The organism is Dialister hominis, assembly GCF_007164725.1.
GTDB lineage: Bacteria > Bacillota > Negativicutes > Veillonellales > Dialisteraceae > Dialister > Dialister hominis.
On record NZ_AP019697.1, the window covers coordinates 2,336,315 to 2,359,215 of the forward strand.

At 49.8% G+C, this 22,901-nt stretch carries 18 protein-coding genes; 10 read left to right on the forward strand and 8 right to left on the reverse strand.

All coding sequences use genetic code 11. From position 1 onward, the window contains the following. Nucleotides 1-212: 212 nt before the first annotated feature. The 3 genes from Dia5BBH33_RS10675 to Dia5BBH33_RS10685 form a co-directional block, all read right to left on the reverse strand. Nucleotides 213-764 carry a hypothetical protein gene (locus Dia5BBH33_RS10675; protein WP_144269342.1) on the reverse strand — a complete coding sequence of 184 codons (552 nt, stop codon included), beginning with the start codon at nt 762-764 and terminating at the stop codon, nt 213-215. 60 nt (nt 765-824) lie between these two features. Next, the gene (gene nhaA / locus Dia5BBH33_RS10680) at nt 825-2,003 is read right to left on the reverse strand and encodes a Na+/H+ antiporter NhaA (RefSeq protein WP_022382545.1); all 1,179 of its coding nucleotides are present in this window, start codon (nt 2,001-2,003) and stop codon (nt 825-827) included. 268 nt (nt 2,004-2,271) lie between these two features. Then, a complete protein-coding gene (locus tag Dia5BBH33_RS10685; RefSeq protein ID WP_144269343.1) occupies nt 2,272-3,162 on the reverse strand; it encodes an AraC family transcriptional regulator in 891 nt (296 codons plus the stop codon). 257 nt (nt 3,163-3,419) lie between these two features. Between Dia5BBH33_RS10685 and mnmE the strand changes: the two genes are divergently transcribed. From mnmE to rsmG, 3 genes are all read left to right on the forward strand, one after another. Continuing rightward, entirely contained in the window at nt 3,420-4,799 is a 1,380-nt protein-coding gene (gene mnmE, locus Dia5BBH33_RS10690; RefSeq protein ID WP_108850267.1) for a tRNA uridine-5-carboxymethylaminomethyl(34) synthesis GTPase MnmE, read from the forward strand. Between the two features lie 543 nt (nt 4,800-5,342). Continuing rightward, the gene (gene mnmG, locus Dia5BBH33_RS10695) at nt 5,343-7,214 is read left to right on the forward strand and encodes a tRNA uridine-5-carboxymethylaminomethyl(34) synthesis enzyme MnmG (RefSeq protein ID WP_144269344.1); all 1,872 of its coding nucleotides are present in this window, start codon (nt 5,343-5,345) and stop codon (nt 7,212-7,214) included. Between the two features lie 48 nt (nt 7,215-7,262). Next, nucleotides 7,263-7,973, forward strand: coding sequence for a 16S rRNA (guanine(527)-N(7))-methyltransferase RsmG (gene rsmG, locus Dia5BBH33_RS10700; protein WP_144269345.1), 711 nt, complete (start codon nt 7,263-7,265; stop codon nt 7,971-7,973). A gap of 368 nt (nt 7,974-8,341) precedes the next feature. Here the strand turns inward: rsmG and Dia5BBH33_RS10705 are convergent, their stop codons facing one another. Next, nucleotides 8,342-8,827, reverse strand: coding sequence for a hypothetical protein (locus Dia5BBH33_RS10705; RefSeq protein WP_144269346.1), 486 nt, complete (start codon nt 8,825-8,827; stop codon nt 8,342-8,344). A 611-nt stretch (nt 8,828-9,438) separates the two neighbouring features. Here Dia5BBH33_RS10705 and Dia5BBH33_RS10710 point away from each other — a divergent pair. Together Dia5BBH33_RS10710 and Dia5BBH33_RS10715 are read left to right on the forward strand one after the other, a co-directional pair. Continuing rightward, nucleotides 9,439-9,936 carry a phage holin family protein gene (locus Dia5BBH33_RS10710; protein ID WP_022382675.1) on the forward strand — a complete coding sequence of 166 codons (498 nt, stop codon included), beginning with the start codon at nt 9,439-9,441 and terminating at the stop codon, nt 9,934-9,936. Next, on the forward strand, nt 9,933-10,520 hold the full coding sequence (locus Dia5BBH33_RS10715) for a GH25 family lysozyme (protein WP_144269347.1): 588 nt from the start codon (nt 9,933-9,935) through the stop codon (nt 10,518-10,520). Before Dia5BBH33_RS10710 ends, Dia5BBH33_RS10715 begins: the two co-directional genes overlap by 4 nt. A 239-nt stretch (nt 10,521-10,759) precedes the next feature. Here Dia5BBH33_RS10715 and Dia5BBH33_RS10720 read toward each other — a convergent pair whose 3' ends face one another. From Dia5BBH33_RS10720 to Dia5BBH33_RS11130, 3 genes are all read right to left on the reverse strand, one after another. Next, nucleotides 10,760-11,635, reverse strand: coding sequence for an IS3 family transposase (locus Dia5BBH33_RS10720; RefSeq protein ID WP_108850042.1), 876 nt, complete (start codon nt 11,633-11,635; stop codon nt 10,760-10,762). Next, nucleotides 11,632-12,330: a helix-turn-helix domain-containing protein gene (locus Dia5BBH33_RS10725; protein WP_162297576.1), complete on the reverse strand. Its 699-nt coding sequence runs from the start codon at nt 12,328-12,330 to the stop codon at nt 11,632-11,634. The genes Dia5BBH33_RS10720 and Dia5BBH33_RS10725 overlap by 4 nt, the downstream gene beginning before the upstream one ends. A gap of 113 nt (nt 12,331-12,443) precedes the next feature. Then, nucleotides 12,444-12,614 carry a hypothetical protein gene (locus Dia5BBH33_RS11130; protein ID WP_157952058.1) on the reverse strand — a complete coding sequence of 57 codons (171 nt, stop codon included), beginning with the start codon at nt 12,612-12,614 and terminating at the stop codon, nt 12,444-12,446. A 104-nt stretch (nt 12,615-12,718) separates the two neighbouring features. Between Dia5BBH33_RS11130 and Dia5BBH33_RS10730 the strand changes: the two genes are divergently transcribed. From Dia5BBH33_RS10730 to Dia5BBH33_RS10740, 3 genes are all read left to right on the forward strand, one after another. Further along, a complete protein-coding gene (locus tag Dia5BBH33_RS10730) occupies nt 12,719-13,291 on the forward strand; it encodes an RNA polymerase sigma factor (protein ID WP_157952057.1) in 573 nt (190 codons plus the stop codon). Nucleotides 13,292-13,408: 117 nt separating this feature from the next. Continuing rightward, complete coding sequence (locus Dia5BBH33_RS10735) at nt 13,409-13,615, forward strand: DUF2922 domain-containing protein (protein ID WP_108850259.1); 207 nt, start codon at nt 13,409-13,411, stop codon at nt 13,613-13,615. A 36-nt stretch (nt 13,616-13,651) separates the two neighbouring features. Then, on the forward strand, nt 13,652-13,879 hold the full coding sequence (locus Dia5BBH33_RS10740; protein ID WP_108850258.1) for a DUF1659 domain-containing protein: 228 nt from the start codon (nt 13,652-13,654) through the stop codon (nt 13,877-13,879). Between the two features lie 617 nt (nt 13,880-14,496). Here the strand turns inward: Dia5BBH33_RS10740 and Dia5BBH33_RS10745 are convergent. Then, complete coding sequence (locus Dia5BBH33_RS10745; protein ID WP_144269349.1) at nt 14,497-15,549, reverse strand: IS30 family transposase; 1,053 nt, start codon at nt 15,547-15,549, stop codon at nt 14,497-14,499. A gap of 268 nt (nt 15,550-15,817) precedes the next feature. On the opposite strand from Dia5BBH33_RS10745, the gene Dia5BBH33_RS11355 reads away from it, so the two are divergent. Both Dia5BBH33_RS11355 and Dia5BBH33_RS10750 read left to right on the forward strand, forming a co-directional pair. Next, nucleotides 15,818-15,952, forward strand: a complete 135-nt coding sequence (locus tag Dia5BBH33_RS11355) for an ESPR domain-containing protein (protein WP_232518055.1) — start codon at nt 15,818-15,820, stop codon at nt 15,950-15,952. Nucleotides 15,953-16,368: 416 nt separating this feature from the next. Continuing rightward, nucleotides 16,369-22,710, forward strand: a complete 6,342-nt coding sequence (locus tag Dia5BBH33_RS10750) for a YadA-like family protein (protein ID WP_232518056.1) — start codon at nt 16,369-16,371, stop codon at nt 22,708-22,710. The last annotated feature ends 191 nt before the right edge of the window (nt 22,711-22,901 follow it).

The window sequence follows — 22,901 nt, forward strand, 5'->3', positions numbered from 1 at the left end:
TCGCCGTTGCGGAAGGTTTTGACCTACCCCAGCGGGGAAGGAGTACCGGACTTCAACTGTTGCCGGGAAAGGGGTGCAGTATTCATTGGTTTTTATAAAAGGTTCCACGGACGAAGTCCGGTTTTCCGGTTTTGTGAGCAGAGCTCACCATCAAAAAAAGACCCTCGACGGGTCATTTTTTGATTCCTATTCTTCTATTCATATTCATACCATTACAATTTCGTCGTCATTCTCTTCACATCCACCGCATATTCTCCATAGTTGGACCAGGAGTTGATGACTTCTTCGATCGGGAAGATGGTGTTGATGGAGCGTTCGTCGGTGACGGTGAGGAGCTGGGAGAACCAGGTGTCCCGGGCGAGCATGAGGGTCTTCTTGTCCATGTGGAAGAGGAGGGCCATGTCGAAGGAGACTTGGTAGGCTCCGTGGTTGACGTTGACGTAGTCGGTGACGATTTCTACTGAATTGATCTTGCCGCCTACGGGGAATGTGCTGTAGGGGAGGTAGAATTCGTCTCTCTTCAGCTGCCCCTCGTTTCTGAACGGGTGGCAGGTGAAGCAGGTCATGCTTTCCATGGCTCCGAAGAAGGGGAGCTGTTTCGGTTCATTGGCGACTTCTATGATTCCGTCATTGAGATGGATCCGGCAGTTTCCGTAGGTACGGGAAAATCGCTCGTCTTTCGCACATTCGTAAGAAAGGAGTGTGGATCCCTTGGTGCGCGAAAGCAGCGCGCGCATGCTCTTGGTGAAGGTAGCTTCTACCATGATGGTTCCCTTTCCCCCCGGCGGGTGCCGCATCCGGTTCTATGCAGGGGAATGGCCGGCTTAATTCACGTTGGTTATCGGACTTGCCTCCAAATTTTGTGGGTGAGGCGTGGCCGCGAAGCGGAGAACCAGGTACCCGGCGATGCCGGATAGAAGTGATCCGAGGAATATGCCGACTTTCGCAAGTTCGCGGGCGTCGCCTGGAGGAAATGCGAGAAGGTCGACGAAAAGACTCATCGTGAAGCCGATGCCGCAGCAGAGTGCTATGCCGTAGACATGTGTCCAGGTCGCAGCTGCCGGCATGGGAACCAGTTTTGTTTTGACTAGGATATACATTGTCCCGAAGACTCCGACCTGCTTGCCCAGGAATAGTCCGATGGCGATGCCAAGGACCACGGGCTGGAACAGATCCGAGATCTGGAAATGACCGAGATAAACACCGGTATTCGCAAATCCGAAGAGGGGCACGATGAGGAAAGTGACCCAGTTCGTGAGGGCATGCTCCCATTCCTGTACCGGGGAGACTGTGCGCCCTTCCCGCATGCCGCGGAAGGGAATGGCGGAGGCGAGGATGACGCCTGCCAGTGTCGCATGAAGTCCCGAGCGGAAGACGCAGTACCAGAGGACGATGCCAAGCATGAGGTAGGGGATCGGACGGATGTAACCGATTCTGTTGATGTAGAAAAGGAGAGCCGTGACCGCCGCTGCGCCAAGAAGGTACATCCACGCAAGTTCCTGCGTGTAGAAGAGAGCAATGATGACGATGGCCATGAGATCATCCATGACGGCCAGAGTCGTCAGAAAGACTTTCATGGATATGGGAACCCGGGAGCCCAGGACGGAGACGATGCCTATCGCAAACGCGATGTCGGTCGCCGTCGGGATGGCCCAGCCGGAGAGATACTCAGGATAAGAGAAATTCACGATCGTGTAGACGATGGCCGGACAGATGAGCCCGAAGAAGGCCCCGATGCCCGGCAGGAAGCGCTTGGCATTCGTGTTCAGCTCGCCATGGATCATTTCCCGTTTCACTTCCAGTCCCACCTGCAGGAAGAAGATGGCCATCAGCACATCATTGATCCATAAGTGCACAGGAAGAGGACCCAGCTCAGCATGAAGGAAATGCTCGTAGTAAGGAGCAAGACCGGTATTCGCCATCACAAGGCCCAGGATTGCGGCCAGGAAGAGGAGCACTCCGCCCGCCGACGCAGATTGAAAGAAGAATAAGAGTGGATTCATAGGTTAACCTCCGATTTAGCTTCTCTTTGGAGAGAAAGGAACATTTCCGTATAAGAAAAGGATTTGTCACTTCCTATACGTACGCAACAGATCCTTTCCCTGAAAGATGGAGTTATAGTAGGGGTAACACATTCGTGTTTATCTATATCTATTTATATTATATCATCACTTTTCGATATAGCAAATTATTCGCAAATAAATTTTCAATAAAAAATCGCGAAACCCGAAGGAAAAAAGGGATTTCGCGACGATATTGCTAAAAATAGTCTTATATAGAGATTTTCTTTGTACTATTCCTAAATTCCGTAGGAGTCATGTGGAACGTCCGGCTGAAGAGCTTGGTGAAATAGCTCTGACTCGTGAAGCCGCAGTTGAAGGCGATGTCTGCCACGGAGGTGTCCGTGTACTGCAGAAGCGAGCGGCTGACCTCGAGACGGTAGTCGTTCACGAAGTCGATCGGCGAGCTTCCCATGTAAATCTTGAAAAGCGAGCAGCACTTGCTGCGGGACACCTTGCCGGCCGCGGAAATGTCCGCCAGCGTGATCTTTTCCTGGTAATGCTCGTAAATGAAATGGACCATGTCCTTCTGGACAGCACGGTCCGAGAAGGAAGGCTGCGGGAGCGCATTCAGCATCGGAGGGAATGAACGGTAGAGGTAGTAAAGAAGCATGTGGATGAGAGCCACCGTGCGGAAAGGCGCTGCCGGCTCCTTGCTGTCCTTGGAAGCCTGCAGTTCCCTCAAAAGGCGCTGCACCTTGGGTGCATCATCCGAGCCCGCAGGGATGTAGAAATACTCCCGGCTCGCATTCTGGAGGAGCGGGCGGACCAGCTTCTCCCGGATTTCCTCATTTGCCGTCAAAAGCGCAGGATTGGCCAGGATGCGCATGAAGACTGTATCCTCCGGCTTCGTCAGGTTCCTGTGGATCGCTCCCGGAAGGACAATCAGCGTCGAACCCTTCTGCAGGGAAATAACGGATTCGTTCAGCTGGAAATCCAGCGTCCCGTCCAGGATCGTCAGACATTCCAGCTCGTCGTGCCAGTGAGTGATCGTTCTGTATGATTTCTGCTCGCCCTTCTTCTCCTTCTGCACATAGAAAGGCGAGGCTTTCGCACCCGGCATGGCAGGCGCGTCGGGCAGAATCGTGAATGGTTTATCCATGAAAGTCTCCTTATCCAAAAAAGCGATAGAGTACGATTGTTATAAAAATAAGTCTTGAAAAAATCTTTACAAACTTGAGTGCACATTATTATTATAACAAATATAGAAAGATTTGAAAATAAACATGAGAATTACCATCAATTCCATAAAACACCTATGGAAATTTCCACTGTATCTGTTACAATAAGATAATATATAATTTTTTCAATATTACAGACACATTGTACGGAAAATCCGCGTAAAGACAGGAGTTTTACATGTACGAAGAAACAACCATCGCAGCGATTGCGACAAGCCCGGGCGAAGGCGGCATCGGCATCATCCGCATCAGCGGCATCGACGCCTGCTGCATCGCCGATAAAATATTTCAGGCCAGGGGCGGGAAATTCGCCGAATCCACGCCATACCTCATGCGCTTCGGCCACGTCGTCAGAGGAGACAAAACCATCGTCGACGAAGGCCTTGCCGTATTCATGAAAGCGCCGCACTCCTACACAGGAGAAGACGTCGTCGAAATCCAGATCCACGGATCCATGGAAGCCCTCCGTCAGACACTCGCGCTCGTCCTTGAAAACGGCGCCGTCCCGGCAGCCAGAGGCGAATTCACGAAACGCGCCTTCCTGAACGGCCGCCTCGACCTCACACAGGCCGAAGCCGTCATGGACGTCATCGAAGCCAAAGGTGCCGCTGCGCTTTCCCAGGCAGAAAGCCACCTCTCCGGGAAACTCTCCAGCTTCGTCCACACCTGCCGCGACGAACTCACCGACCTCATCACGAAACTCGAAGTCACCATCGACTACCCGGAAGAAGACCTCGAAGACCTCACCAACGAACAGATGGAAGAAGGCCTCGTCACCATCCAGAAATCCCTCGCTGATCTCCTCCAGAGATCCGAAGAAGGACGCATTATCAAAGACGGCCTTAGGACAGCCATCGTAGGACGCCCGAACGCAGGGAAATCCAGCCTTCTGAACGCCCTTCTCCAGGAAGACCGCGCCATCGTCACCGACATCCCCGGCACCACAAGAGACACCATCGAAGAATCCATCAAAATCGGCGGCGTCCCCTTAGTCCTCATGGATACAGCCGGCCTTCGCGAGACAGACAACCGCGTCGAACAGATCGGCATAGAAAGAGCCAGAGCCTCCATGGAAAAAGCCGACCTCATCCTCGCCGTCATCGACGGATCCCAGCCGCTCACCCCGGATGACAGGAACCTCCTTTCCTCACTCAAAGGAAGAAACGCCATCGTCATCCTCAACAAATACGACCTTCCGCAGGAAACAGAAATCGAAGACGTCAGAGAACTTTCCGGAAACATCCCCTGCATCCGCCTCTCCGCCCAATACGGAAGCGGCATGGACGACCTCAAAGAAGAACTCAGAAAAATCACCGGTCACCAGGACGCAGACGCAGGAAGAGAACTCTTCCTTACCAACCTGCGCCACGTAGACCTCGTCAAGAAATCCCTGGCAAGCGTAGAAAGAGCCTTAGAATCCGTCAGAAACGGCATGCCCGCCGACTGCATCGTAGTCGACCTCACCGAAGCCTGGACCCAGATGGGCGCCATCACAGGCGACACCGTAGACGACGAACTCATCAACGGCATCTTCGAACGCTTCTGCGTAGGGAAATAAAAGAACAAAAACCAAAGCGCCAAGGTACGAACGGAAAAACAGAACTCGCTGCCCTCGTCATTCCAGAGTCCTGCACTGCTGCCGCAGCGCAGAAAAAATCCATGGTACGATTTAATATCTAAAAGCTCTTTCTTATTACACCTTCAAAACCGCGGCGGAGCGCGAAGGGGGAAACAAGCAAACTTTGCTGACGCAAGCGGAAAACATGCCAACCGAGAGGTGTTCATTGCGTTTTTTTCGAGCGAAGCGAGGTTTAAGGGTGTTAACCTTGCTCCGAAGGAGAAGGTGGCGCCGGAGGCGTCGGATACAGCAGTTCCTCAAGGCGTCAGCCTTGGTTGTATGGTTTTCCAATCCTTCCAATCTTTTCCCATCCCTTTCAATCTTCCATCCAGAGGATGTCCCTTTCATCCTCTTTTTATTTTTCTGCCCTATACTTTGAAATAGAGCTATTTTTCTTATATAATATGGTATTGTGAATAGAGCAGAATTTCTTCTTACGAAACACTCTGCTTTGCTTTTTTTGAATCAGAAAGAAGGATACCCATGTATCTGATAGATACGTATGACGTGATCGTGGTCGGCGCCGGCCATGCCGGATGCGAGGCGGCGCTTGCTGCTGCCCGGATGGGCATGAAGACGCTCCTTACCACGATTTCACTCGAGAACGTGGCCATGATGCCCTGCAACCCTGCCATCGGCGGACCGGGCAAGAGCCATCTTGTCAAGGAAATCGACGCACTGGGAGGAGAAATGGGCATCGCTGCCGATGCTACCGCCATCCAGATGCGCATGCTCAACCTTGGAAAAGGCCCGGCTGTCTATGCCCTGCGCGCCCAGTCCGACAAGAGCGAATACCACCGCTATATGAAGAAAGTCGTTGAAAACACAGATAATCTTGACCTCAAACAGATCCAGGTCATGGACATCATCGTCGAAGACGGCAAATGCGTCGGCATTACGACCGAACTCCATGAAGAATACCGCGCCAAGGCAGTCATCCTCTGCACAGGCACCTACCTCGACAGCGAAATCATCATCGGCGAGACCATGTACTCCGGCGGCCCGAACGGCATGAGACCCTCCGTCGGACTCTCCGAAAACCTCAAGAAGAGAGGCATCAAGATCCTCCGCTTCAAGACAGGCACACCGAGCCGCGTCGACATCAGAAGCCTTCACCTCGACCACATGCAGCTCGAAGAAGGCGACCCGCAGAACCATGCCTTCTCCTTCATGAACGAAAGAGAAGACAGGAACCAGAGAAACTGCTGGCTCACCTATACAAATGAAGAGACCCACCAGATCATTTGCGACAACCTCATGCGCGCACCCAAGTACGCAGGCCTCATCCATGGCGTCGGCGCCCGCTACTGCCCGTCCATCGAAGACAAAGTAGTACGCTTTGCCGACAAGAAACGCCACCAGCTCTTCATCGAGCCGGAAGGCCTTGATACGAACGAAATGTACGTCCAGGGCATGTCCACATCCATGCCGATCGACGTCCAGTACGCCTTCCTGCGCACCATCCCGGGCCTCGAAGACGTCAAAGTCATGCGTCCGGCCTACGCCATCGAGTATGACCTCCTGGACCCGCTCCAGCTCTATCCGACCCTCGAACTCAAGAAACTCCCGGGCCTCTACTCCGCCGGCCAGGCCAACGGCACAAGCGGATACGAAGAAGCCGCGGCACAGGGCCTCATGGCAGGCATCAACGCAGCCCTCAAGATCCAGGGGAAAGATCCCTTCATTCTCGGCCGCCACGAAGCCTACACAGGCGCACTCATTGACGACCTCGTCACCAAAGGCACCAACGAACCGTACCGCATGATGACAAGCCGCAGCGAATACCGCCTCATCCTCCGTCAGGACAATGCAGACCTGCGCCTCACCGAAAAAGGCAGACAGATCGGCCTCGTCGACGACGCAAGATACGAACATTTCCTCAGAAGAAAGAAAAACTTCGAGGATGCCATGGAATACATCCGCACCGCGCGCTTCACACCGAAGCCGGAAATCAATGAAGCCCTCGAAAAAGCAGGCACAGCCCCGCTCACCACAGGCATCGGCGCCGACCAGATCCTGAAACGCCCGGAAATGACATACAGAAAAATGATTGAAATCCTGGGATGCCTCGAATTTGACCCTGAAGCCATAGAGGAAATGGAAATCACCGTCAAATACGAAGGCTACATCGCACGCCAGGAAGCAGCCGTCAGGAAAGCAGCCAAGATGGAAAGCGAGAAAATGCCCGCTGACATCGACTATCTCCACATGGATGGCATCTCCATCGAAGCACGCCAGAAACTCGACGAAGTCCGTCCGCTCTCACTCGGACAGGCCTCCCGCATCTCCGGCGTATCACCAGCTGACATGTCCGTCCTGATGGTTTATATTAAGAGAAGAAAAGCCGAAAAATAATTATAAGGGAAATGAGCCGCAAGGCTCCGGTTTGAAGGGGGGAAACATATGACAATCGCAGAAATGATGCAGCTGTCCGTACTTGCGGGGCGAGAGGACGCCGCGCAGAAACTCTTCGCCTACAATGACCTCGTCATGGAAATGAGCGGAAAGATCAATTTGACGGGCATCAAGGACCCTGAGGAGAGTCTGATCAAGAACGTCTACGATTCACTGACCGTCTACGAAGAAAAGTATTTTCCAGAAAACGCAAAACTCCTGGATCTTGGCACAGGCGCCGGCTTCCCCGGCGTACCCCTTGCCATTCTCCGGCCTGACATCCAGGCAGTCCTGGCAGATTCCATCCAGAAAAAACTCACCTTCGTCGAAAACGCATGCCAGAAACTAGGCATCAAAAACGTCAAGTGCCTTCACATCCGCGCCGAAGAAGGCGGAAGAAGAAGAAAAACCAGAGAATCCTTCGACATCGTCACAGCCAGAGCCGTGAAAATGCTCCCCGTTATCTCCGAATGGGCCCTCCCATTCGTCAAGGTCGGCGGCGTCTTCGCAGCCATGAAAGGCCCGGGCGCCTTAGATGAACTCAAGGAATCCGGCAAAATCCTCCGCGAACTCAACGCAGAAGTAGAAGAAGTCAAAAACCTCGAACTTCCTACAGGAGAAAAACGCTGTATCCTCTACATCAGGAAAACAGCCCCATGCCCCAAGACATACCCAAGAAAAATCGGCATCGCAGAAAAGAAACCGATACTGGGGGAATAATAGTAGTTACGAAAAAAGGACCCATCGAGGGTCCTTTTTTCGTTGTCAGGCTACGCTGACGACACCGGAAAACCGCGGTAAAACCGCGTGGAACTACATCTCATCCACCGCAAGCGGTCCCCCTTCTCCTGTCGGAGCAAGGTCACCCGTCGAGAGTCCTTTTTTTGTTGTCAGACTACGCTGACGACACCGGAAAACCGCGGTAAAACCGCGGAGAAATGCAACTCATCTACCGCAAGTGGTCCCCCTTCTCCTGACGGAGCAAGGTCAAAGGCATTCTTCCCCGCTGGGGCAGGTCAAAACCTTACGCATCGTTGCGAACCGATATTATTAACTGCGATGTACTGAGTCTTGTCTTTTCCGTTCCCTCACTCAATGGCGGCCGGTATCCTTATGGGATTCTTCTCCGGGGCTTTCCACTCGAGTTCTTTTCTTCCTGCTTTCGGGGAGAGGACGTCTCTCACCAGGCGGATGTGGCGTTCTACGGTGGGGAGGGACCAGTGGGTCAGAAGCTCTCGGCCTCCCGAAAGGCCTATGATGCATTTTCCCTCGCCATCGGTGTAAAGGCTCCGGATGGCGGACAGGCGCACGTATCCCAGTGATGGCGCTTTGTCCGAAAGTTTGACCTGTACAAATATAGATCCGTCGTTAAAAAGAAGACCCGTCCCTCTCTTTCCTTTGAAAAGCTTCCTGCATGCCTGATTGTCATTCCCCATGAATGACGCCATCGTCTGCATATATTTTTCTACCGTGCAGTACGACATACTCTCCCACCAGTCCTCATAAATCACCAGGCACGAGGAAGCAGGGCCGGTGACGCAGGGGACAAGCGCAATGATCCTTGATGGTTCCACTTGCTACTCCTGTATTAGACTCACTTCGTTCCGAAAATCCGGCAAGGCTCCGGGAAACAGGAGCCAGCAGGGAATGGCAGCCTTCCCCGCGCCGTCAGGCGGCCGCATCTGCCGCCTCGGGTCTTGATGACCTCTTTAGCAATTATAAACATTTGTTCTACTTTTAGCAATACTATCAATTTCACCGAAGCTTTGCAGCTACCAGTCGTGATGAAAAACACTGTTTCTCCTTTCCCGAGAGCCGCTAACCTCGCCTTCCCAGACGGGGAAGGGGGACCGCTTCGCGGTGGATAGGGTTAATTACCGACAGCCGGAGGCTGGTTTTATGGTTTCTAAAGGTGCAGTAATAAGTAAAAGGATAGGGTTAATTACCAACAGCCGCAGGTATATAAGTTTAAGACAAATAAGAACTGAGCTCTTTTATTTCTTCATCGCAGAGCTGCCCCCACGGGGGAAGTGGCGCCGTTAGGCGACGAAAGAGGTGTAGTTGTTTCTAAAAGGCGAAGCATCATCGCACAAGGTTTTAAACCCTCCCCGGACTTTTTCTCCTCTTTTTCCGATTTTCTTATTGAAGGCCATATCTATATATAAGGAAAAGGAAAGGAGGTGGGATGATGTGGCGTGATATTGAAGAAGCGGCGCGGCGGCTGATGGATTTGTTTCCTTTGAAAGCGGCGGCCGGGGTCTGCTTATTGTCTTTGGAGCAGCATGCGCTGATGTTCCTGGCGTTTTCGCTCCTGGTGGCTATGGACTGCCTTTCGAGGTGGCTGGCGATCAGCGCGGGGATGCTGAAGGAAAAGTCGGGGGAGATTCCTCCCCTGCTGCTCTCGCTTCTCTCGATTCCGGAGGCGCGGCGTAAGGGTTTGATATCCAGTAAGGTGATGAAGGAAGCCGGGCTTTCGAAGCTCTTTCTTTACAACATTTGCGTGATTGCTGCGGGCCTCGGGGATTATCTTCTGTCATCAGCCGGAAGCCCCTCGGGCCTCTCGGCCATCGCAGTCAGCTATTTGTCATCGGCCGAAGCCCTGTCCGTGACGGAGAACCTCTCCGAGGCAGGCGTGAAATCCATGGCAGGATTATTGGAATTATTCAGGAAGAAAGAATCATGAGAAAAGGAATTGACGTATCTTGCTTCAACGACGGAGTCGACTGGAAGGATGTGAGAGGAGCAGGGATGGAATTCGCCATCATCCGCCTGGGCTATGGCCACAGGCACCTGGACGAACTCTTCTACAAACACGTGAACGGCGCCCTCGACGCCGGCCTCTTAGTCGGCACCTACTATTACAGCTACGCCCTCTGCCCCGAGGACGCCAAAGACGAAGCCCGCTTCACCGTAGACATCTTAGAGGACTGCGGCCTTCCGCCCGAACGCCTCGCCATGGGCTGCTGGTTCGACATGGAAGACGCAGACGAATGGAAAACCAAACATGATGCCCTCGATCCATTCCTGTTGACCGACATGTGCGCTGCCTACGTAGAACAGATGGAAGACCTCGGCTACCCCGCCGGCGTCTACGCATCCCTCTCCTGGCTCGAAGACCTCATCGAAACAAGAGACCTGCCCCTCGGCACACCCCTCTGGTGCGCCCGCTGGGGAAATGAACCAGGCTTCCCAGGCGTCCGCCTCTGGCAATACACCGACAAACTCCCCATCGGAAACCAATACTTCGATGGAGACATCTGGTTCTAAAAAGAATAACTGATGAAAATCAGAAGAACACATGAAATAAGAAACAGCTGTGGAAAAAGCAGCTGTTTTTTAGTGCGGGAAAGAGAGTAGATTCCCAAGCAACGCGAGGTTGTGCGGTTTTTCTTCAGCCGAAGGCTGGTTTAAGGGTGTTGACCTTGCTCCGGCAGGAGAAGGTGGTGCGGATTTGTTAATACAGACAAATAAATATCATAAAAAATCTAATCGTAACTTAATCTTAATCATGCAGCCATTGGAGCTGCGTTGAATACTTCCATTGGGGCTAAAAGATGTAATTTGCGCTGAATGCGTTTGTTGTTGTAGAAGTAGATGTAGCCGTTGATCATGCTTACCACTGCTTTGCGGCTGGTGAATTTACGTGTGTAGTAACGTTCGCGCTTCAGCATTCCCCAGAACCCTTCCATCAGACCGTTGTCTGCACAGCAGCCTACGCGGGACATGCTGTGAACCAGTCCTGCTTTTTCAACGATCTTATGGAATCCGTTGCTTGTATACTGGAATCCACGGTCAGTATGAATCATTGGATGTGCTCCTGGATTCTCTTTAAGTGCCTTTTCCATTGTCTCAAAAGCCAGTGCAGTATTGTTTCTGTCGCCGATGACATAAGAGACAATCCGACGGTCATGGCCATCAATAATGGCGCTTAAATATAACTTATGCAAAACTCCATCAGCCGTTGTGTATTTGAATTCGGTGACATCCGTCATCCATCTTGCATTGGATACGCCTGCATCGAAATCACGGTTCAGCAGGTTTTCAAAAATGTACTTTGGATCCTTTGCGTTACGAGTGCAGCCATCAGTCTTGTATTTGATCACGGACTTAATATTAAGTATCCGCCTGACACGAAGAACCAGACTGTCACTTACCATAAGGTGGCTCTCGCTATACTTCTTGATCCAATCGTTCATCCGGCGGTATCCCATATCCGGATATTCCTGATGGATTTTCACGACCTCCTGTGCGACCTTTTCTCTCAGCAGTTCACGGCCGCTCTTAATATGATTCAGCCAGCCGTAATAAGCTGCCCTGGAGACCTTTGAGAGTCGGCAGAGACTTTCTATGGAGATGTTGGTTTCTTCATGGACTTCTTTTATGGCTTTAAAATCTCTGAGAAGGTGAGTAAGGCTGAATCCTTCGAGGAACGCAACCTTTCCTCTATCTCCATCTTTTTTTTTAGCAGGGCAATCTCTGCTATAAGATCCTTCTTCTCTTCAAGAAGTCTGGCATTCTCCTGACGCAGCCGTTCTTCTTCGGTCCGGGGCGTTTGGAGCCTGATTGGCTTTCCTCTGTAATCCTCAAGACCAACTTCTCCCATCTCCTTGAACTTTTTTACCCATGTGTAGAGTGTTTGGTAGGACATGTTGTACTTCTTGGCTATCTTGTTGTAATCGCATCCACTGGCGATGCACTCCTGAACGATTCTGACTCGCTCTTCCTTGACCGATTGCTGGCGTTTGCCCATAAGATCTCCTCCTTCAGAAACGAGGTCTGTCAACTTATGCTCATTATACGCCTCAATCCATGTTTTAAGGGAGAGAGTGCCGGAAATTCTGTATTTGGCACAGACGGAAAGCATGGAAACGCCGCCTTTAAGATATTCCTTTACGGCCTGGATCTTCATCTGATTGGAGTAGTAAGACAAATGCTGCCTGGGCCGCAATCCCTTAAAGCCCTCCTCTTTATACCGGAGAACCCATTTTCTGAATGTTATGCGGCTCATATGAAGATTTTCAGCTGCCTGGGTAATCGTAACACCCTGATAGAGATATGAAGCAATCTGGTCTAACATTTCCTCCGGGGACGCTTTGGTTTTACATGGCATAAGAATGACCTCCTAATATATTTATGATATTATTCTGTCTTTCTTGTTGAATCATACCAAAGGTGGGAAATTTCTGCTTTTTAAAAATTTCTCGGATGAGATGTAGTTCCTAGGACATGGGCCGGCTGTGCGGTTTTTATCATCACTTCCCCCAAAAAATTTTCCTCTTCCCACCTCTCTCTAATCCCTATTTTTGCTCTTACAGATTCTCTAAGCTCAAATTTCGCTCTTACAGAATCTGTAAGCCTCATAGATGGCTCTACAGGAGCTGGTAGCAAACTTGTGTTCGCACCATCGTTCTTGTATCCTGAAACCATCCGGAAATAAAAAAGAGCGCTCGGAAAGATTACAAGCGATGAAGAAAGGAATCACGTATAACGAAGAAAGTTTTGAAGAAGACAGGAGACTTGTCAGACTCTGGAAGGAAGGGGACAGGGACGCAGCCGAGGAGCTGCTCAGGAAGTATGATCCCCTCATCTGCCGCGAAGCGGCCAGTGCGAGAGAGGAGGACCGCGAAGACCTCAGGCAGGAACTGCGCCTCGCATTTCTTGAAATCAGCAAAGCGTACGACGAAAAGAAGAAAATCTACTACGCCTACTTCATGAAAATCCGCCTCCACTACGCCAAGGTCGACTACATCGACCAGGACAACCGCCGCCGCGGCAAGGACACCGCCTGGCCCGAAGGCTTCGACCCCGCAGACGAAAAAGAGGAGGCCCCGGATATGAAGGACCTTCTCCTCTTTGTTAAAGACCTGCCCCTGGGACCCGTCGAGAGGACACTCCTGGACTCTATCCTGGCAGGCGACCCCAACAACGTCCAGATGAAAAAGATCCACAAGAAACGCTCCGGCTACTACAGCGCCAAAGCCCGCCTTGTAGACATCCTCCGCCAGCATAAAGAAGAACTTAGAGAAATTTTAAAATAATCCCGGACTTTTCTTATCCAAATTCCGATTATATAAACAGAAGGGCAAGAAGAAAGGAACAACCCGGCCGGCAGGTTGAAAAATCCGAAGCATCCCTTCAGGAAAGGAAGAATAGACATGAAAGAACTCGTAATGGTATTCGACACCAATGGCACATCCAAGATGACCATCTCCATCGACAACCCGAAAGAGGAAATCGCCCTCTCCGACGTACAGGCAGCAGCTGAAAAACTGATCCCGATCCTGATCACCAGCAGCGGCGCAGAAATCACCGCCCTGAACAAAGCCTCCATCGTCACCACACAGACCGAAGTCCTCGAATAATTTTTTGGCCGATAACGGCAGAAAGGAAACACAACTATGGCAGTCAAGAAAACAGTCTCTGACGTAAAACTTCAGGTTCGCCTCAACAACGGCACCACATCCGGCGGCAACATCGCCATCAAGAACATCAACCTGAACAACCTGAAACTCGACGCTACCGAACAGCAGCTCATCGACGCAGGCAACGCAGTAGCCGCCCTCGTCTCCCTCCCCCTCGTAGGAGTCAGACGCATCGAAGACGGCGACCTCACCAACGAAGAATAATCGCCTGGTGAATGATCTGGTGAAACCTCCCAGAGAGAAATAGATCCATTAAGAAATCCCTCGCCCCGCGGGGGATTTTTTAATGCGCGGAAAACCGGATGCAGGGAGTCGATCCTGCTCTGGAAGGGGAGAAGGGCCGTAGGCCGGTCTTAACCTTGCTCCGGGAGGAGAAGGTGGTGCGGAGCCGACGGATGAGTTGCATTTCGGACAGACTTTAGTCTGGTTTTGTGGTTTTCAACGAACGAAGTGAGGTTTAAGGGTGTTAACCTTGCTCCGAAGGAGAAGACCTGCTACACAAGAACAAGCCCCAATTTTAATTTTTTGGTATTTTTTGAATTTCTTATAGAATTTCTTGTCGGATTTCCTGACTGATCCTAACTGATTAGATTTTGGAGTTTGCCTGACTAATTCATTGCACTACGAAAAAGCCGATCTCACACTCGGCTTTTTCCGCTTTTCTTCACTTGTTTGCCTTATTTACGCAGCAAGGCCTAAGTCGCGATACAAATGCATCACCCGGCCGTAGTATATTCGTAAAAACTTAGCCATTCCTGCTACTTTTGCTACTTTTTTATACTTCCCGAATTGCAATAATAAGTTGAACACCCGGCGAACCTTTATGCAGTAAGTGCTGCAAGCATTTCTTCCCTAAAGCACTCCTCGGGTGTCTTATAGCCGAGTATTTTTCTTGGCAGGGTGTTGGCCCAGCACTCTACTCTGGAAATGTGTTCCACTGGGTAATCCTGGATTTTCTTCCCTTTGGGAAGAAATCGACGGAATAAGCCGTTGTGATTCTCATTCGTACCTTTGTCGCTGGAGCAGTACGGATGCGCATAATAGATCCGTGTGTGACTTAGTTTCTCTAGCTCCGACAGGCTAGAAAACTCACTGCCATTGTCTGTCGTAATGCTGAGGAACACTTGGCTGAAACAGCCGCGGAACATTCCATCCTTCAATTTTCTGAAGGCTGCTATTACAGAGGCACTTTCCTTGTTGGGCAGTTTTCTGATGAGGGAACAGCGTGTCTTGCGCTCAACCAGAGTCAGCAGTACTTCGTCCTTTGAGCGAGATCCCAGTACAAGGTCACACTCCCAATGCCCGAAATCCTGACGCTCATCCACAGAAGGATCGCGCTCATCTATACTGCGGCCGAACTTCTTCTTACGCTCACGAACCCGCTTCCTGGCGTTTTTTCGCTTGACGCGCAAGGGCAGGTCAATACTCTTGATTTTTCCTAGGAGCCCCAGCGTGACATAGTTGTACAGGGTTTTCGTACAGACCATCTCGCCACGTTGAAATTCTCCCGTAACCAGTGCCCTGCCAAAGCAGGCATCGAGCGACCAGTGATGTTCCTGAAGTCTCTTCTGCACATAGTCGAGGAATGCTTCCTTTGCTATGGCGTCGCATTTGCGACCACAGTTTTCGCGATGCGCCTCATAGGTGCTTTGCCCGTCTGCTGCGCGATAGCGTTCCACCTTGCCGTTATAGCAAAGAACCTTGCCACGCTTCACCTCGTTGCGTACCGTATTGACACAGCACCCAATCTCACGGGCTATGCTCCGATACGATTGCTTGTCGCGGAGACGCGTTTGGATAATGACTCGTTCCTCAAAAGTTAAATGAGCCCCTTTTTTGCGTAACGTATCCGTGGTAAAATGATTTTGATCCATAGCGATTCTCCTTTGTGGTTGTGTTTTTTGTGCAACTACATTTTACCACAAGGGTTCGCTATGGATTTTTAAGTGTTCAACTTAATTATACAATCCGCCTTTTTTAATCAATTATAGCTTTATAAAAAAATAAATAATCTAGAGGAATGCTTTGTTTAGGAAGTGAAATGATGTTAAAATAAGAAAAAATGCACCGTATAAAGTTTAAATCTATTAGAGGCGCTGAGTATTATTTTATGCTATTTTTAATATAAAGGAGGCGATTAAATTGAATAGAATTTACAAGGTTATATTCAATCGCGCAAAAGGGCAGCACCAGGTTGTTTCAGAATTAGCAAAAAATGGCGGGAAAACGTCGGGTAATTCTCTATTAAGAACAATTATTAAATCGGGGGGGTACTGACTAGTACCGTATTAACAGCTGTGCTTGTATTTGGAAGTGCACTTTATGGTAGCGCTGAATCTGTTCAAGACGGTGATATTTTGAAGGCCGGAACTAACATTTCTGTAACTAAAGACGAAACAACAAAGACAATCACAATATCCACTGATGGGGTCGCAACCAGTGTAGAAGTGGATGCAGTAAAAAAAGACGTACAAAAGAACCAAACAGCTATTGCTGACAATACGGGCAAAATTGCGGATAACAGCACAGAGATCGCTAACAATAAGATTAGAATCAATCAAAATTACAAGGACATCCAGCAAAACAAGACGGATATTGCGGCAAATAAAAATGCGATTACAGCCAATACAGGAAAAATCAAAAATAATACGGACGATATTACAGAGCTAAAAAATGTGAATTCTGCTTTGGGCTTGGATCAAACAAAACCGGGAATAAAGTATTTCCGTGCCAATTCCACTGGAGAGGACGCTGCGGCTGCGGGCGAAGATGCTGTTGCCATTGGTGTCAGGGCAAAAGCGAATGGCAAAGATTCTGTGGCTCTGGGCGATGATGCTCGTTCTGCTTCATCTGCTGAAAACAGTATTGCCATTGGCAGGAAAGCTGTCAGTGGCTCCTTTAATGATATGACCGGTGATGGCGACAGTTCTAATGTGGTTAAAGACGGAGGCAAAGCAAGCATATCCATCGGTGATGCAGCCAATGCTCGGGGAAACTCTTCGATTGCACTGGGGGATGGAGCGACGGTCTATAATGATGGGACCAATGATCAGCTCAACGATAACAGCATGGCAATTGGAACTAAGGCTAGTACGGTTGCTTCCAACAATGCAATTGCGATGGGCAACAATGCTGCTGTGACGCAAAACAGTCATAGTGCTGCAGCGATTGGAGACAGCGCAAAGGCTGAGGCGGAAGGCGCACTGGCTCTGGGCAAAAGTACGGCTGCTTCTGGAGCTGACAGCATTGCGGTTGGAACAGAGGCAGCAGCCAGTGGAGCAGATGCCCTGGCTATGGGTAAGAATGCGCAAGCTAGTGGGGCAGATGCCGTTGCTCTTGGAAACGGAGCTGTTGCTGGGGGCAGTGCTTCTGTAGTTTTGGGTAAAGATGCCAGTGCCAATGCCGTCCGTTCTGTCGTACTTGGTCCAAGTGCAGGCGTGGGTATGGTAGGACACGTATTAGGGACGAAGGGATCCCATGTAGTCATTGGAGACGGTGCTGGCAACAATATTGACGGACAACAGAACATTGCAATTGGCTACAAAACGGGAAATGATGTCAAAAGCGACCATAATGTAGCCATTGGTTCTGAAGCTGGGACCAATATTGGGTCTAGCGGAAACACATCTGAAGGGAAAAATGTTTCCATTGGCTATCATGCTAATAAAAACGATTCTGCTGTATCGCGGATCCAGTCTACGGCTTTAGGCAGTGAGACGAAAGCTGCTGATGATGCCGTTGCAGTCGGGTATCAGGCACAGGCGAATGGAAATGGATCTACGGCAATCGGGTTTAACGCCCAGGCTGCAGATGCGGCCAGTGTAGCTTTAGGTCAGGGCGCCCAGGCTGCAGGCGGTAATGTTGCCATAGGCAATGACTCCGTGGCCAATGCCGCTATGATCAGTGGGACTGGGTATCTGACAGGACAGGCGGCTCCCAAGACTGCCGTTTCTGTCGGCAATGCATCGGCGCTGCGCCGTATTACCAATGTAGCTGACGGGGCACTGGATCAGGATGCCGTTACTGTGGCACAGCTCAAAAAATCAATAGACGCTACGGTAGCTCAGGTCAATGCGAATGTTTCTTCTGCAACGGCAAGCGGGGTATATTATGATACGGTCACTTCTGGAGATGGAGACAGTATTACCCTTCGTAATAATGACAATAAGGGAACGAAAATCCATAATGTCGCCGCAGGGACACTGGGGACTGATGCAGCGAATGTAGCTCAGGTCAATAAGATTGTTGATACGGCAAAAACACATTACTACTCTGTAAAATCTACCGATTTGAATAATTATGATAACAATTTGGCTAAGGGTGAAGACTCTATGGCAGCTGGCGTGAGCGCCAAAGCTTTAGGGGACAGGAGTGTTGCGCTGGGGAATAATACAGGAGCGCAGAGTCTTGGCAGTATTACAGTGGGAGCCGGTTATGAAGATCCGGCTAACCCGGGAAGCCTGAAACAGACTTTAGCCATCAGCGGTTATCAATATAACACGGCAATCGGGGCTGGCGCTCAGGCAGCCGGAAATAACTCACTGGCTATAGGGACTCTTGCGACGTCTTCTATAAAAAATGGTGGAAGCAGTGTAGATAAAGCGGTTGCCATTGGTTATTCTGCAGGTGTTTCTGATGACAAAGCCATCGCCATCGGCAGTGATGCCAAAAGTAACAGTAAAAGTGCTTCCGCTATGGGAGATACGGCTCAGGCACTGGCAGAAAACGCGCTGGCTATAGGAACAAACGCACAGGCAGCCGGTGTTTCTTCTGGGGCAATTGGCACCCAGAACCGGGTTACTGGGGCAAATACCTATGTCCTGGGCAGCCAGAACAGCACGGCTGCAACAGGTACAGCTGCTGATGTAAGTGCTTCGAATTCGGGAATCTTTGGGAATGAAAACCGTATGGAAGGGGACAGCAATCGTATTGTAGGGAATCAAAACGTGCTGAAAATGGAATCCCTGTCCAATAATTCTTCCAACTCGAAAACCTTTGAAAATATTTTTGTAACGGGTAGCCATAATACGGTTACGGGCGATCCGGATACAAGCACAGCAGGCGATGCAGGCAGCGTATCTGATATTACTGTTACAGGTTCGAAAAATACCATCCAGGCCAAAAACCAGAAAAACAGGAATCTGACGGATATCCAGATCGTGGGGAACCAGAATACCGTTGATGCCACGACTCAAAACGCGGATTTGTCCAATACCCAGATTCTGGGGAGCCATGTAACGGCAACCTTGGGGAATTCCGTCTATCTTGGCAGCAATTCGGCTTATGTTGTATCGGGAGCCACTACAAAAGGAATGGATGTATACGACAGCGACGGGACATATCAGTACGCCGGGGGAACCCCTGCAGGTATTGTAACGGTGGGCTCCGCAGGGAAGGAACGACGCATCCAGAACGTTGCGGCCGGTCTGGTCAGCGCAAAGAGTACGGATGCTGTGAATGGAAGCCAGCTTTACACCATGACTCGGCCTCTGCGGTTTGCCGGAGATAATTCGACCATCGGGACTACCTCAGGATCTGATGTCAATGTCCTCCATCGCGGTTCTGACCAGGCTATGTCCCTTTTGGGCGGCGCTGACGGTGATAAGCTGAGCGATAACAATATCGGTGTCGTTGCCGATGCGGCTAATAATAAAATGACCGTGAAGCTGGCCAATAACATTACTCTTGGCAAAGCGGATCCCAATGGCTCAGATGGATCTATTTCTGTCCTTGCAGAGAAGGGTGGTGAGGTTCGGATTTACGATGGTTCAGTTATGCTGCGAAATTCCGGCGATTCAGATGCTATTTATCTCCAGAGCCATATAGCGGGAGCAACGAGCTTGGATGGTTCATCCAAAGCTCGTCTGTATGTCATACAGGGATCAACGGAGAGTCCGCAGGAAGTGGCCCTCCTGACAGACGGCATGATTTATGGCGGTGATGCGGAGTCTGCCGGACTGGATCCTGCAACCAATAAATCCAATACAGGTAAAGAAATCAAAAAGGTGTTGAATCAGCAGGTCAATGTCATCGGCGGCATTACGAATACGACAAAATTCACGGCAGAGGACAATCTGGGCGTCGTGTCTGACGGTACAAACAACCTGAAAGTCCGTCTTGCCAAAGATTTGCAGGGAATCAGCAGTATTTCCAATCAGACGACGACCGGCGGAACTACCACCGGGACGAAGATTACATTGGGGAACACAACCAATATCGTCAACGTGGGTGGCGCCAAAATCACCAACGTGGCTGCTGGTGATGTAAACAGTATGTCCACCGATGCAGTGAATGGCAGCCAGTTGTACCAGACTAATCAGAATGTAAAAGCAGCTAAGACAGTAGTGAAAGCCGGAAGGAATGTGACCGTGGATTCATCAACCGGCGCTGATGGGCAGTCTGTTTATACGGTAAATGCTGATCTCAGCTCCGTTGCCAGAGCTATCGGCGGAACTTCTAGTGTAGATATTGCGACCGGTGCGGTTAAAGCCGGGCTGACTGTCAATGGCAAAACCTATAACAACGTGCAGGATGCTGTGAATGCAGCCAATACGACTGTTTCTTCTAAAGACGGTTCTGTCAAGGTGACACCGACCAATAACACCAATGGTTCACACAACTATGATGTATCCGTAGACTATAGCAAAGTCGCAGAGAATGCTGCTATTTCCTATAAAGCCAATAACAGTACGGCTCAGACCGTTACCTTGAAAAAAGGACTGGACTTCACCAACGGCAAGAATACCACCGCTTCAGTCGGGGCTGACGGCGTTGTCAAGTATGATCTGAATGATGATATTAACTTGAACAGTGTGACAGCAAAAACAATTAATGGCGATACCATCAAAGCCGGCGATACCACCATTACTACAGATGGCATGACCATCACAAACGGTCCGTCCATTACTAAGACCGGTATTGACGCAGGCAGTAAGAAGATTACAAATGTGGCAGACGGCGATATATCGCCTACATCAAAGGATGCTATTAACGGCAGTCAGCTGGTATCGTATGTAGCTGCCAATAAGACCATTCTGAAAGACGGTAAGAATACCACTGTTACCGGTAACGGCACAAAAGATGATCCCTACAAGGTGAATGTAAATGATAATCTGAACCTTGGTGAAAAAGGAACTAATGGTAAAGACGGATCCATCGGCGTCAACGGTACAAACGGCTCTTCTGTAACTATTAACGGTAAGGATGGCTCCATCGGTATGGTCGGCGAAGACGGGAAAGATGGCCTTACCATGAAATCTGCGAAGGGTCAGGATGGCGTGGATGGTGCTAATGGTATGACCCGTATTGTTTACGAAGATGATGGGCATGTCACCCATGAAGTTGCCACATTAGATGATGGACTGAAGTTTGCTGGAAATACAGGATCTGTGGCCAAAAAACTGAACAGTACCATGACCATCAAAGGAAATGGAACGAAAGCGGACACGGAATATGATGCGTCCAACATCAAGACTGTAGTGGATGCACAGGGAGATCTGGTCATCGGATTGGACAAGAATCTGAAGGCAGATACTGTTACCGTGGGCGGCCAGGGCAAAGACGGCGCTGATGGCATCAATGGGGCTATTGGTGTAAAAGGTGCTGATGGCAAAGATGGGGTTACCATTTCTTCTATAGGTAAAGACGGAACCAATGGTACCGATGGTCATATTGGCATTAATGGCAAGGATGGTGCTTCTGCTGACATCCATGTTGTAAAAGGGGCAAATGGAGTAGACGGCACGGATGGCTATAATGGCACGGATGGTATTGATCGGATCGTCTATGAAGATCACAATGGGAATACCCAGACGGTTGCCACTATGAACGACGGAATGAAGTATGGCGGTGACGTAGGGAATGTGATCAATAAAAAGCTCAATGGCCAGGTAAATGTAGTCGGGGGCATTACAGATTCTTCTAAACTGTCAACGGAAGACAATATCGGAGTGGTATCTGATGGAAGTGATAACCTGAAAGTGCGGCTTTCAAAAGATTTGAAAGGACTGGATTCGGTTACTACGAAGACTGTTACAGCAGACACTGGGAATATCACGACGGTAAATGCCAGCACTGTCAACGTTGGAGACACCACCATAACGACGGGAGGGATGACAATCCAAAATGGTTCCGCAGGTCAGGATGTTACGCTCAATAAAGATGGGTTGAATAATGGTGGAAATAAGATCACCAACGTAGCTCCTGGAGATATTTCATCGACCAGTACGGATGCTGTAAATGGAAGCCAGTTGTATGGCACGGAAACCCGGATTAATCGTTTGGGCAACCGAATCAATCATGTTGGCGCTGGGGCGGCAGCTCTGGCAGGGCTCCATCCTCTGGATTTTGATCCGGATGATAAATGGGATTTTGCAGCCGGGTACGGTAATTATAAAAATGCCAATGCAGTTGCTATTGGCGCTTATTATCGTCCTAATGAAGATACCATGTTTAGCGTAGGTGGGTCCTTCAGCGGCGGAGAGAATATGGTGAACGTTGGTGTCAGCTGGAAATTTGGGCAGAAGAGCCATATCTCCCGTTCACGTGTTTCCATGGCTAAAGATATGCTGGCTATGAAAAACCAGATTGAAACGCTGACGAAAAAATTGGCAGCCTATGAATCGGGTCAGCCTGTGAAATTGGCTCCTATAGCAACCGGAGCTATGACCTTCCCAGATGTACCGGAAAATCATTGGGCTTATGAGTATGTTAAGAACTTAGCGGAACGAGGTTATCTGAAAGGATATCCGGATGGAGAATTTAAAGGCGATAGAGCGATGACACGTTATGAATACGCAGCCATTATTTACAGGGCTTTACAAAATGGAGCGCCTTCGGATGGTAACATGACCCGTTCTGTAGATGACTTTGGTCCTGAATTGGTTAAAGTGCAGAATATCGATCGTTTCCGCGTAGACCGAATTTCCGGTAAAGATAATGATCGGCATAAGGTGGAACGTGTACGGGTAAATGATAAAGATGATAAAGCCCAAAATGTGTACCGTGATGTTTACGGAAACCATATTCAAAAGTAGGGCACAGTAGATAAGAAGTATAAAAGCGCCAGTTGCTCGAAAGGAGTGACTGACGCTTTTATATTAGTGTTGAATATAAAGTTGGGCTTGAAGATGGGTTACCAGTAGAAGTGTATAAGTATATAAAATATAGTTTTTTTATGATAGTGTTGATAGATGATATCTGGGAAAATTTTAAATTCTGATTGCAG